This is a genomic window from Acetobacter oryzoeni (assembly GCF_004014775.2).
Taxonomy (GTDB): Bacteria; Pseudomonadota; Alphaproteobacteria; order Acetobacterales; family Acetobacteraceae; genus Acetobacter; species Acetobacter oryzoeni.
This window is the reverse complement of record NZ_CP042808.1, coordinates 1,467,227-1,479,909: the sequence shown is the minus strand read 5'-3', so window position 1 is coordinate 1,479,909 and position 12,683 is coordinate 1,467,227. Positions and strand designations below refer to the sequence as shown.

General features: G+C 53.2%; 11 protein-coding genes and 1 tRNA gene. 6 read left to right on the top strand and 6 right to left on the bottom strand.

The genetic code is table 11. The features are described from left to right. Nucleotides 1-6 precede the first annotated feature (6 nt). The 4 genes from dxs to EOV40_RS06900 form a co-directional block, all read right to left on the bottom strand. Nucleotides 7-1,995 carry a 1-deoxy-D-xylulose-5-phosphate synthase gene (gene dxs / locus EOV40_RS06915; protein ID WP_128105464.1) on the bottom strand — a complete coding sequence of 663 codons (1,989 nt, stop codon included), beginning with the start codon at nt 1,993-1,995 and terminating at the stop codon, nt 7-9. Nucleotides 1,996-1,999: 4 nt separating this feature from the next. After that, nucleotides 2,000-2,938, bottom strand: a complete 939-nt coding sequence (locus EOV40_RS06910) for a polyprenyl synthetase family protein (protein ID WP_128105463.1) — start codon at nt 2,936-2,938, stop codon at nt 2,000-2,002. A 1-nt stretch (nt 2,939) separates the two neighbouring features. After that, nucleotides 2,940-3,194: an exodeoxyribonuclease VII small subunit gene (locus EOV40_RS06905; protein WP_003630879.1), complete on the bottom strand. Its 255-nt coding sequence runs from the start codon at nt 3,192-3,194 to the stop codon at nt 2,940-2,942. A gap of 71 nt (nt 3,195-3,265) precedes the next feature. After that, a complete protein-coding gene (locus EOV40_RS06900; protein WP_003625422.1) occupies nt 3,266-3,517 on the bottom strand; it encodes a sulfurtransferase TusA family protein in 252 nt (83 codons plus the stop codon). A gap of 116 nt (nt 3,518-3,633) precedes the next feature. Here EOV40_RS06900 and EOV40_RS06895 point away from each other — a divergent pair, with 116 nt between their 5' ends. Next, entirely contained in the window at nt 3,634-4,527 is an 894-nt protein-coding gene (locus EOV40_RS06895; RefSeq protein WP_128105462.1) for an ROK family protein, read from the top strand. A gap of 23 nt (nt 4,528-4,550) precedes the next feature. On the opposite strand, the gene EOV40_RS06890 is transcribed toward EOV40_RS06895, so the two are convergent. Then, entirely contained in the window at nt 4,551-5,342 is a 792-nt protein-coding gene (locus EOV40_RS06890) for an RlmE family RNA methyltransferase (protein ID WP_050819899.1), read from the bottom strand. Continuing rightward, nucleotides 5,339-6,463: a Ppx/GppA phosphatase family protein gene (locus EOV40_RS06885; RefSeq protein WP_244296835.1), complete on the bottom strand. Its 1,125-nt coding sequence runs from the start codon at nt 6,461-6,463 to the stop codon at nt 5,339-5,341. The genes EOV40_RS06890 and EOV40_RS06885 overlap by 4 nt, the downstream gene beginning before the upstream one ends. A gap of 193 nt (nt 6,464-6,656) precedes the next feature. Here EOV40_RS06885 and EOV40_RS06880 point away from each other — a divergent pair. From EOV40_RS06880 to fdhE, 5 genes are all read left to right on the top strand, one after another. Beyond that, nucleotides 6,657-6,730: transfer RNA gene (locus EOV40_RS06880), tRNA-Gln, on the top strand. Nucleotides 6,731-7,111: 381 nt separating this feature from the next. Further along, the gene (fdnG, locus tag EOV40_RS06875; RefSeq protein ID WP_128105461.1) at nt 7,112-10,165 is read left to right on the top strand and encodes a formate dehydrogenase-N subunit alpha; all 3,054 of its coding nucleotides are present in this window, start codon (nt 7,112-7,114) and stop codon (nt 10,163-10,165) included. 9 nt (nt 10,166-10,174) lie between these two features. Next, on the top strand, nt 10,175-11,110 hold the full coding sequence (gene fdxH / locus EOV40_RS06870) for a formate dehydrogenase subunit beta (RefSeq protein ID WP_128105460.1): 936 nt from the start codon (nt 10,175-10,177) through the stop codon (nt 11,108-11,110). Then, a complete protein-coding gene (locus EOV40_RS06865) occupies nt 11,110-11,763 on the top strand; it encodes a formate dehydrogenase subunit gamma (RefSeq protein WP_050819897.1) in 654 nt (217 codons plus the stop codon). Before fdxH ends, EOV40_RS06865 begins: the two co-directional genes overlap by 1 nt. Then, nucleotides 11,763-12,683: a formate dehydrogenase accessory protein FdhE gene (fdhE, locus tag EOV40_RS06860; protein ID WP_128105459.1), complete on the top strand. Its 921-nt coding sequence runs from the start codon at nt 11,763-11,765 to the stop codon at nt 12,681-12,683. The genes EOV40_RS06865 and fdhE overlap by 1 nt, the downstream gene beginning before the upstream one ends.

The following is a 12,683-nucleotide window of genomic DNA, read 5'->3' as shown; positions in this document are numbered from 1 at the left end:
ATCAAGTCAGGCCATCTGTTCCGTAAAATCAATGCCCAACGCGCTTAGAGCGGTTCCGACGATGTGTGGTGCGGAGAGGCCGGCCTCGGCGTATTGGGCGGCCTGGGTGTTATGGTCGATGAAGCGGTCTGGCAGGGTGAGGGGGCGGAAACGCACGTTATCGAGCAGGCCGGTGCGGGCCAGATGGTGCCCGACAAGGGAGCCAAAGCCACCTTCCGAACCTTCCTCAATGGTAATCAGCACGGCATGGTTGCGGGCCAGATTTTCCACCAGTTCCGTATCAAACGGCTTGGCAAAGCGGGCATCCGCCACGGTGGGCGGCAGGCCACGGGCGGCCAGCATGTCTGCGGCTTTCAGGCACTCGGCCAGACGCGGGCCAAGCGAGAGAATGGCCACGCCACCTTTTTCCGGCCCGGACTGCCCACCCATTTCACGGATGATGCGGCCTTTGCCAATTTCCAGCGGTGTGCCTTCTGCGGGCAGGTCCAGCCCAAGGCCACTGCCACGCGGGTAGCGCAGGGCAATCGGGCCTTCATCAAACAGGGCGGCGGTGGCCGTCATGTGCAGCAGTTCCAGCTCATCCGATGGGGCCATGATGGTCATGCCCGGCAGGCAGCCCAGATAGGCAATGTCGAAGGAACCTGCATGGGTGGCGCCATCGGCGCCCACCAGTCCGGCGCGGTCAATGGCAAAACGCACGGGCAGCTTTTGCAGCACCACATCGTGCATCACCTGGTCATAGGCGCGCTGGAGGAAGGTGGAATAGATGGCGCAGAACGGGCGCAGCCCTTCAGTGGCCATGCCGGCTGCAAAGGTTACGGCATGCTGCTCGGCAATGCCCACATCAAAAAACCGGTCCGGGTAGGCCTTGGCAAAGGCATCCAGCCCCGTGCCAGAAGGCATGGCGGCGGTAATGGCGGCAATCTTGTTATCGGTGGCCGCACGGCGTGTGAGCTCGCGGGAGAACACGGAGGTGTAGCTTGGCGGGCCTGCGGGGCCTTTTTTCTGCTCACCGGTGACCACGTTGAACTTGGCAACGGCGTGATACTTGTCTCCGGCTTTTTCGGCTGGCTGATAGCCGTGGCCTTTTTCCGTGATGACATGCAGCATGATGGGGCCGTTATCCGTATCGCGCAGGTTGCGCAGGATAGAGACCAGCTGCGGCAGATCATGCCCATCCACGGGGCCAACGTAGTAAAAGCCCAGCTCTTCAAACAGCGTGCCGCCGGTAATCATGCCGCGGGCATATTCATCGGCCTTGCGGGCCGTGCGTTCTACAGGGGCGGGCAGTTTTTTCACAAACTTGCCGGCCAGTTCGCGCAGCCCCATGAACTTGCGGGAAGACATCAGGCGCGACAGGTAGTTCGACATGGCCCCCACAGGCGGGGCAATGGACATCTCGTTGTCGTTCAGGATGACAATCAGCCGTTCCGCACCGGGGCCGGCCACGGCGGCGTTGTTCATGGCCTCATACGCCATGCCGGCGGAAATGGAGCCATCGCCAATCACGGCAATCACATTGCGTTCGCGGTAGCTGGGGTCTTCCTCCGCCCGCAGGTGGTGGGCCACGGCCATGCCGAGTCCGGCGGAGATAGAGGTGGAGGAATGGGCCGCGCCAAACGGATCGTATTGGCTTTCTGCGCGGCGGGTAAAGCCGGACAGGCCGCCCGGTTGGCGCAGGGTGCGAATGCGGTCACGCCGGCCGGTCAGAATCTTGTGGGGGTAGGCCTGGTGGCCCACATCCCAGATCACCTTGTCATCTGGGGTATCAAACACCGCATGCAGGGCAACCGTCAGCTCCACAACACCCAAGGAAGCCCCAAGGTGCCCCCCTGTGGTGGAAACCGCGTCCACCGTCTCGGCCCGCAGTTCATCCGCAACCTGCTTGAGCTGCTCAACCGAGAGATTGCGCAGGTCCGCCGGATACTCAACCCGGTCCAGCGCAGGAAAACGCCCTAACGTCGGAATCGGTGAAGTGTGGGGCTGATTGGTCATGAGTTCAGTTTTTCCGTTCGATCACATAATAGGCCAGATCACGCAGACGATCTGCCTGTGCGCCAAAGGGTCCCAGATCGGCAATGGCTTCTTCTGTTACGCGCAGAGCTTCTGCTTTGGCACCTTCAATACCCAGCAGGGCCACGAAGGTGGACTTGCCTGAGGCTTCATCCTTACCGGCAGTCTTGCCAAGTTCTTCGGCCGTGGCTGTTGCGTCCAGCACATCATCTGCAATCTGGAAGGCTGCGCCAATATTTGCACCATAGGAGCGCAGACGGCGGCGTAGATCAGGGGATGCCTGACCCAGAATGGCACCAGATTCTGCGGAATAACGGATCAGGCAGCCGGTTTTCAATGCGTGAAGATGGCGGACTTCTTCAAGCGGAAGTGCGCGGCCTTCGCCTTCCATGTCAATCATCTGGCCACCAACCATGCCAGCAGCGCCAGAAGCTTCGGCAAAGGCGGAAATCAGATCAATACGCACGTTTGCATCCGTATGGGTCTGGCTGGCGGCTAGAATTTCGAATGCTTTGGTTTGAAGGGCATCTCCGGCCAGAATGGCTGTGGCCTCATCAAATTTGCGGTGCGTGGAAGGCTGACCACGGCGCATGTCATCATCGTCCATGGCTGGAAGATCATCATGCACCAGTGAGTAAGCGTGCAGCATTTCAACAGACGCAGCAACGCGTGCGGACTGACTTTCTGGAACGCCAAAAAGGCTTGCCGTTACAATGGCAAGATAACCACGTAACCGCTTACCCCCACCAAGTGTTGCGTAGCGCATGGCTTCAATTAGCCGCGCATCGCCTCCGGTTGTGAGGGGAAGCAAGGTATCAATCGTGTGTTCAATAACGCGGGCGCGCGCACCCATATCCTGCTTGAGCAGGGCGCCATTATCTGATGCACGATTGATAGAGGGGGGTGTCGGGTTTGTCATCGACATCTCAGTCCATAGGTTTCATGTTCAGCGTTCCATCAGACCGCTGCACGATCGCCTGCACGCGGGCCTCAGCCTCGCTAAGCTTGGCCTCACAATGTTGCCGTAGGGCGGCCCCGCGTTCGTAGGCCGTTATTGCATCTTCCAACTTTAGCTGCCCACCTTCCAAGCCACGCACAATTTTTTCCAGCTCGGAAAGCGCATCTTCGAAAGACAGTGATTTGATGTTGTCCGACATGGCGCGGGGGTTCCTATCCGTCATGAGGGGCAGGCAATAGCCCGATATGCAGGGGTCTGCCAAGTCTTGGGTGGTGTGTGGCAGGCAGGATTTTTTTAGTTTGGCTTGTTTGCGGGCGCGCTGGCGCGACATTTTACGGTAAAACAGAACACACTGTTTTCATCTGTAAAGGCGATAAGAGCATGACCGGTTTCACGGCAGAATACCTGAAAGTCGGTTATGGAAGCGCGGTCCGTTGCTAATATTCGAAGCCGTTCCCCTGGTTGCATGGTGCGGAGAACGCGATTGGCCTTGAGCACAGGAAGTGGACAATTCAGCCCGCGTGCGTCAAGAACAGTTTCATTCATCTTGGCTGATTCCTGCCGTAGAAGGTTGGTGGCGCAGTGTTTGCAAAGTGTGCCACTTTCTTTTGTAGTAGGAAACATTCTGTTAAAAGTTTAATAAAAACAGCAGGTTATAAAGTATGTCGGACTACCGTCTGGGAATCGATATTGGGGGCACCAAGATCGAAATCGTCGCTCTTGATGCCGAAGGGCAGGTGGTTTTGCGGCATCGCGTTAGCAACCCAGGTACTTATCAGGGGCTGCTGAGTGAAGTGAAAAAACTGGTTGATGATGCGCATGCCCGCACAAACCCATATGCCACTGTTGGGGTGGGTATTCCCGGTGCTGTGGATGCGCATACCCGCCTTGTAAAAAATGCGAACGCGACCTGGCTGAACGGTCAGCCTTTTGCTGATGACTTGCAGGATGTTTTGGGTTTTCCCGTTCGTGTTGAGAATGATGCCAACTGTTTTGCTTTGTCGGAAGCAACCGATGGAGCTGCGGCTGGGTGCCATGTGGTGTTTGGTGTGATTCTTGGTTCAGGCATGGGCGGCGGCATTATTGTTGATGGCAAACCCTTGAAAGGGTTGCATGACATTGCCGGAGAGTGGGGCCACACCCCCTTGCCATGGGTGCGGGAAGATGAATTTCCTATGCCAAAATGTTTTTGTGGCAATTCTGGTTGTCTGGAGCGGTTTTTGTGCGGTCCTGCCTTGGCTGAGGCATGGAAGGGTGCAGGAAACCGCAGTGTGCAGGGTATTGAAGACGCTGCGGCATCTGGTGACCAAGCGGCTCAGCGTGCTTTGGATTTGTATGTAGATAGATTGGGTCGCGCTTGCGCTCTTATTGTGAATATTCTTGATCCGGATGCCATTGTTCTGGGTGGCGGGGTATCAAACCTGAATTGCCTTTATGAACGCGTGCCGAATGTTATGAAGCGATATGTGATTACGCCTGAGTGCAAGACCAAATTGTTGAAAAACAAGCATGGCGATAGCTCAGGCGTAAGAGGGGCAGCTTGGCTGTGGGGGTAAAGTGAAGCCGCAGACCGTATAAACTATGCGGTCTGCGTATTGATGCGGTCTGGGCGAAAGCCGGTTGCTACGACGTAAAGCTCACTGGAATCTTTACGGCTTGCAGGCGGTTTGGCGTGCCGAACCTGCGTAAACGCTTGCTTCATGATGTTGAGCATGGCTTTTTCAGAACCGCCCTGAAACACCTTGGCAACAAATCCGCCACCTTCTGCCAAAATATCAAAGGCAAAATGCAAGGCTTCTTCGGCTAACCCAATAATCCGCACGTGGTCTGTGGGGGCATGGCCTGTTGTGTTGGGGGCCATGTCAGACACAACCAGATCAGCTTTGCCGCCCAACATGGAAATAAGGCGTGCGTCCATTTCTGGGTCCGTAAAATCGCCTTCAATAATTTCTGCACCAGCTACAGGTTCTACGGGCAGAAGATCTACCCCGACCACTTGTGAAGCGCCGCGTTTGACCAGAACCTGTGTCCACCCACCAGGGGCAGCTCCCAGGTCTACAACACGCATGCCAGGGCGGATGAGATGGAAACGATCATCAAGTTCAATCAGCTTGAACGCCGCGCGTGAACGCCAGCCTTGTTTGTGTGCGGCCTGCACGTAAGGATCATTCAATTGCCGAGAGAGCCAGCGTTGCTGGGCAGTCGTGCGCCCTCGTGCCGTGCGTAATGAGACCGACTGTGCCCGCATTTTTTGCGGAGCATCGGAATCGTTTTGTACCAAGCGGCTGCCGGGTGTTGCGCTGCTCTTGCGGGCACGGCCAGGTACGCGCAACGTGGAGTTGCCGGTGGAACGGTTTTTGTTTTCAGTCATAAGCCTGTTGCCTGCATAGAGTGGCGAAGGTGAGGGGGGATGGACAAAGACGCACGATTGCGACGAGAAGCCATGCCCGATTTGCCTCGGATCATACGCAAAACCATGCCATCGCGCAGCCCTCTGTCTGCAACAATAATGTCTTCTACAGGCCAGACATCATGAATGGCCTCAAAAATGGCGCAGCCGGGTAACACAAAAGGTGCGCGATCGGGGCCGATACAAGGGTGTCGGGCTATGCCATCTGCTCCCATTTTTTGCAAAGTGCGTACAGCCAATCTGGCACTGGATGCAGGCAGTAAGGAGCCATCTACGGCGGCACGCGCATAGCGCGGCAGATTTAAGATGAGGCTTGCCAGTGTTGTGACTGTACCGCTGGTGCCGATCAGGCGTGTTTGTTTGCGTCTGATTTCCGGCCTGATCCGATAGACGTTTTCAAACTCACGTAGATGATGGCGCGTATGTTCAACCATTTTTCTGTAAGCCCGGTCATCCGTGCTGTATGCATGACCAAACTGCTCGGAAAGTGTGATGACACCGACCGGTAAGCTGAGATAGCCAATCAGCTCTTCTGTCTGACGTGTTGAATCTGTGCGTACCCATGCAATTTCAGTTGAGCCGCCACCAATATCAAACAATAAAGCACGATTGCGCGGGGGGCCAAAACGTGGGTTGTGCAAAAGATTTGCGCAGCTTTCGACGGCAAGGCAGGCTTCTTCTCGCCCGGAAATGATTTTGATATCAAATCCCGTCTGCTGATGGACGTGCTGCAGAAAGGCCTGCCCATTTTCTGCGCGACGGCAAGCTTCTGTTGCCACGGCGCGAATTTCCCGCACGGGCCATCTGCTTAAACGTTCTGCGCATGTTTGTAGCGCCTCCAAGGTGCGATCCATGGCTGCTTCATGCAGTTTTCCGCTATGATGCAGGCCTTCTCCAAGCCGCACCATACGGCTATAACTATCTACAACCCTAAACCCACCCGCTGTTTGGGTTGCAACCATTAAGCGGCAGTTATTTGTTCCCAGATCAAGCGCGGCAAAAAGATCTTCCTCTCCACCAAGGGGCGGAGAGGACGACACAAATCTACCAGACCGGCCGGTCCAGGAAGGGGGACGATCCATCTGTCCGGTCCTTAAACAAGAGGTTAAACCATATTGTCTCTTATTTTGGGCTCTCACGCGCAGGGAGCAAGACAAATATGTGACAAAATGAAAATTCTTTTGGAAAAGGGGGTTGCGCCCCCCAAAGTAGAATGCTAGATGAGCCTCACCGAACGGAAACGCTCTGTAAGATCTTCTGTAAGGCCCAGTTTGCTGGGGGATAGTTTAGCGGTAGAACTACCGGCTCTGACCCGGTCAGCCCTGGTTCGAATCCAGGTCCCCCAGCCAATTCTTTCCTATAAAATTTATACCTATGTAAGTATTGGCTTGCTCTGCCAATGTTTTATGTTGTTTCGGCATTATCTATTTTTTACGGTAATGTTTTGGAATAGATGTAAATATCACTTAAAAAATTAAAATAATTCTACATATTTCTGAGAATGATATTGCGTTCAGGTGTATGTTATTTATTGCGTGTTATGCTTAATTTTGGGGTGTATTTTAAGTATTCATTTAAAAATAAAATTTGCACACAAGTTGTGGAATGTATGTATATTTATAAATACAGTTAAAACATAAAATAATGTGATCCGTATCAAAGACGCTCCATCAGGAAAAATGTAGATAACCTTCATTCTGTTTTTTAATAAAACATTCAGGATGGTTTACATGGCCTTGGGGCGCAGAGAGTTTTTACGGAACACTGGTGCATGTGTGGCAGGTGCCAGTGCTGTAGCGCTTGGTTTTGTGCCGCCAGTTAAAGCTCTGGCGCAGGAAACCCGTCAGTACAAACTGCTGCGTGCCAAAGAAACCCGTAACAACTGTACTTACTGTTCGGTTGGATGTGGTTTGCTTATGTATTCATTGGGAGATGGTGCTAAAAACGCCAAGCCCAGCATTTTCCATATTGAAGGTGATCCAGACCATCCTGTCAGCCGGGGGTCTTTGTGCCCAAAAGGCGCAGGGTTGGTGGATTTTATTCACAGTGAAACGCGCCTGCAATATCCGTCGTATCGCGCGCCCGGCAGTCGGGAATGGAAGCGCATAAGCTGGGCAGAAGCAACAGATCGCATTGCCCGTCTTTTGAAGGATGATCGGGATGAAAACTTTATCCAGCGCAATGAAAAAGGTGAACTGGTTAATCGCTGGCTGAGCACAGGTATGCTGGCATCTTCTGCTGCCAGTAATGAAACTGGGCTGCTGGATTTCAAATTTGCACGGGCGTTGGGTATTCTGGGGCTTGATTGCCAGGCACGGCTTTGTCATGCTCCCACGGTTTCTGCGTTAGGTGCCAGCTTCGGCCGCGGTGCAATGACCAACAACTGGGTGGATATTAAAAACGCCAACGTTGTTCTGATTATGGGGGGCAACCCAGCAGAAGCACATCCTGTTGGTTTCAAATGGGTGATGGAAGCCAAAACCCGCAATGGTGCCCAGGTTATGGTGGTTGATCCGCGGTTTAACCGAAGCGCCGCCGTTGCAGATTTTTATGCGCCAATCCGTGCGGGTTCAGATGCTGCTTTTATGCTGGGCGTTATTAACTATCTGCTGACGCATGATAAAATTCAGCATGAATATGTAAAAGCTTACACAAACGCCGCGTTAATCGTGCGCGAAGACTTTCAGTTTCATGAAGGTTTGTTCTCGGGGTATGATGTCGCTACGCGCAGCTACGCTACAACCTCGTGGGATTATGAGCGTGATGAACAGGGTTTTGCAAAGCAGGACCTTACATTCCAGAATCCTCGTTGCGTGCTGAATCTTTTGCGCGACTATACCAGCCGCTACACACCTGAACTTGTTTCTCAGATTACAGGTACGCCGGAAAAAGATTTCCTGCATGTGTGTGAAACTCTGGCCTCCACTAGCGTGCCAGATCGCACATCGACATTCCTGTTTGCTCTAGGATGGACGCACCATACCAACGGATCTCAGATCATTCGTGCAGCATCTATGGTGCAAATGTTGTTGGGTAACGTGGGAATGCCCGGTGGTGGCCTGAATGCTCTGCGCGGACATTCCAATATTCAGGGGTATACAGACCTCGGGTTACTTTCAACGCGCCTGCCCGGGTATATGAATCTGCCTAAAGACAGCCAGCAAACATTGAATGCCTATCTGCAGGCAGTCACTCCAAAGGCAGATGAGCCAAAGGAAGTAAATTACTGGCATAATGCGCCCAAGTTTTTTGTAAGCCTGATGAAAACCCTATGGGGAGATCACGCTACAGATTCCAATAACTGGGGGTATGATTGGCTGCCAAAGTGGGATCGCAGTTACGATATGCTGGCCTATTTTGAGCGTATGCAGCAAGGCAAGGTAAACGGTTACATTGCGCAGGGCTTTAACCCGCTTGCGGCCATGCCGGATAAAAACCGTATGCGTGATGGCTTGGCCAAGCTGCGTTTCCTCGTCACCATAGATCCGCTGGATACAGAAACGTCCAATTTCTGGCAGGATGAGGGCATTTACAATGATGTAAGGCCCGAAGATATCCAGACAGAAGTTTTCCGTCTGCCTTCTTCCTGTTTTGCAGAAGAAAACGGTTCGGTCGTCAATTCCGCACGTTGGTTACAATGGCATTACGCCGGCACGCAGCCACCGGGAGAGGCTTGGAATGACGGGCGCATTCTGGGCACCATCTTTACCAAGCTACGGGCCCTGTATGCGAAGGAAGGCGGTGTATGCCCGGAACCTGTTCTGAACATGCAGTGGAATTATCAGGATCCAGAAGACCCCACGCCGGAGGAAGTGGCGAAGGAAGCCAACGGTTATGCCTTGGCGGATATTCAGGATGCCACAGGCAAGGTGGTTGCCAGAAAAGGGGAGTTGTTGCCTGATTTTTCCGTGCTGAAGGATGATGGCACAACAGCCAGTTATTGCTGGGTGTTTGCGGGTTCATGGACAGAAGCCGGCAACCAGATGGCTCGGCGCGATAATACGGATACAGGCCTTGGCAATACGCCGGGTTGGGCGTGGGCTTGGCCTGCAAACAGGCGCTTGCTTTACAATCGTGCATCGTTGGACCCGCAAGGGCGTCCGTGGGATCCACGCCGCAAGATTATTGAATGGAATGGCCAGCGTTGGGGTGGGGCAGATGTGCCTGATTACCCACTTACATCTCCACCGGGCAGCGGTGTTGGGCCGTTTATTATGCAGAGTGAAGGTGTCGGCCGTCTGTTTGCAGGGGCATCGTTGGTGGATGGGCCTTTCCCCGAACATTATGAACCCACAGAAAGCCCGGTATTGGCCCCTGCGTTGGGCAGTAAAGTAAGGCACAACCCGGTGGCTAGGCAGTTTGCCGATGAAATACCGCGTATGGGCAATCCTTCCGAGTTTCCATATGTGGCCACAACGTACTCTATTACAGAGCTATTCCGGCACTGGACAAAACATTCACACCTCAATGCTATTATGCAGCCTGAGCAGTTTGTTGAAATTGGCGAACGTCTGGCTAGCAAGCTTGGTGTTTCCGCAGGTGATACGGTGCGGGTATCTTCCCGCCGAGGGTATATTGAGGCCAAGGCCGTAGTTACCAAACGGCTCAAACGCCTGAATGTGATGGGGCAAGAGGTCGATCAGGTTGGGGTGCCCTGCCACTGGGGCTTTAAGGGCGCCACACGTAAGGGCTTTTTGGCCAATACGCTGACGCCGGCCATGGGCGATGCAAATTCTCAAACGCCAGAATTCAAGGCCTTTCTTGTTAATGTTGAAAAAGTCTGAGGTGCGCTGATGAGCATGCAGTCACAGGACATCATTCGCCGTTCCGCCACCAATGGGCTTACACCATCACCTCAGGCACGGCGGCATGAGCAGGAAGTTGCCAAGCTGATAGACGTTTCCCTCTGCACGGGGTGCAAGGGGTGTCAGGTTGCCTGTTCGGAATGGAATGATCTACGAGATGAGGTTGGTCACAACGTAGGGGTGTATGATAACCCCGCTGACCTAACAGCAGAAACATGGACCGTCATCCGCTTTGATGAGGTGGAGGATGAAGGCGGTAAGCTGGAATGGTTGCTGCGCAAAGAAGGCTGTATGCACTGCGAGGACCCGGGCTGCCTGAAGGCGTGCCCAAGCCCTGGTGCTATTTTGCAGTTTGCCAATGGCATTGTGGATTTTCAGTCTGAACAGTGCATTGGCTGTGGATACTGCATTGCGGGCTGCCCGTTTGATATTCCGCGTATCAACCCAAAAGATAACAAGGCCTATAAATGCACCTTGTGTGCAGATAGGGTTGCCGTAGGGCAGGAGCCCGCTTGCGTAAAAACCTGCCCAACCGGCGCTATATCTTTTGGTTCCAAAGCGGAAATGAAGGATCTGGCGCAAACCCGCGTGGAAGACCTGAAAAGCCGTGGGCATGAAGGCGCAGGATTATATGATCCACCGGGTGTAGGCGGTACACACGTTATGTATGTGCTGACGCATGCCGATAACCCAACCCTTTACCATAGGCTACCAGCCGAACCTCATATCAGCCCGGTTGTGCGTGGCTGGAAGGAATGGCTGAAACCGGTGGGTGCGCTGGGCTTTATTGCCACATTGGCTGGGGCTTTTGCGCATTACATGGCTGTTGGCCCCAATACTACAGATGAAACGGCACCGGAGGTTCCTGAAAAGGAACTGGTAGAGGCTGGCGAAAAAACGGACCAAAACGGGAGGGATGCGTAATGGATACTAAAAATCTTGTTCTGCGCACAAAGTTTATGGACCGGCTCTGCCATTGGACAATGGTTGCCTGTTTTTTTCTGGTAGCGCTTTCTGGAATCTCGTGGTTTTTCCCTAGCCTGAACTGGCTTGGTTATGTGCTCGGGCCACCGCAGATGGCACGGCTGCTGCATCCGTTTCTCGGTATTACAGTTTTTGTATTGCTGATGTGCATGTGCGTGCGCTTTGTACACCATAACCTGTTTGTGCGTACGGATATTACGTGGTTTCGCCATATTGTTGATGTGCTGATGAACAAGCATGGCGAAAAATTGCAGATTGGCAAATACAATGCCGGGCAAAAAATACTGTTCTGGGGCATTATGTCACTTATCAGCCTGCTGCTTGTAAGTGGGTTAATGATCTGGCGTGCTTATTTTGCCATGTATTTTCCCATCCCTGTGGTGCGGCTGGCTTTGCTGGCGCATTCTGTTGCCGGGCTTGGGCTTATTCTGCTGGTGCTTGGGCATATCTATATGGGCATATGGGTGCGGGGTTCTATTGGGGGCATGGTTACAGGCTACGTATCCCGTGCATGGGCACGGCAGCATCATGATCGGTGGTATGAAGAGGAAGTATTACCTGCTGAAACATCTTCTGCAAAACGGCCACACTAATGCGTTCTGAAACCGATATTGTTCCGCTGGATAAACGCACACCCGGCGTGCAGGCTATTGAGCCACTGATTTTTCCGGTGTTGGAAGCTGTATATACACGCAGGGAAAAACGGCTCCGCTTGTTGGCAGAGCAACTGGGTGAAGCGGAGGGAGGATATTTTAAGTTCCTCTCTTATCTTGTGGAAGCGCAGCAGATTTTAAAACATATGCCACTTGGTGCGGCAGATGTTTCTGCTATTCGTGCGGTGCCCAAACAAGGGTGCGATCAAGATCACCTTGAAAAGCTGTTGCTGGAAATACCATCATGGCAACAGGCGTTTTTATTTTTGGTGCAGCAGGTGGGCTGTGTTGTGCCAGAAACAACGCGCACAATGTTAGAAAAGTGTGGGCAGGATATTCCAGATTTAACAAAGCAGGCTGCCAGCTTGTTGTGTGGAGAGTATGCACAGGTTGATGCGGGGGTGGCCGTTATACTCTGGGCTGCTCTGTCTGTTTGTTGGGCACAGGCTGTAGAACAAGATCAGAAACATATTCAGCAGGAACAACTTGTTGGAGAAGCCAGAGTATGCCCCTGTTGTGGTGCTCAGCCGGTAGCTAGCCTTGTATTGGGGGGAGACCGTGAGGGGCTGCGTTACCTTCAATGCAGTTTGTGTGAAACACGTTGGCACAGGGTGCGTAGTATCTGTGTGGAATGTGGTGCATCTGCTCATCTTGAACACTGGGTATTTGAAGATTTGAAAGCTCCTGTTCAGATAGAAAGTTGCGGAGATTGCAAAACATATCTGAAGGTTTTGCGGTTGGATTATGATCCAGAACTAGATGCACTTGCGGATGATCTGGGTAGCTTTGCTTTGGATACAGCCGTAGAGCAGCAGGGCTTTGCACGCGCAGGTTTAAATCCGTTCTCATTTCCGGGGTAA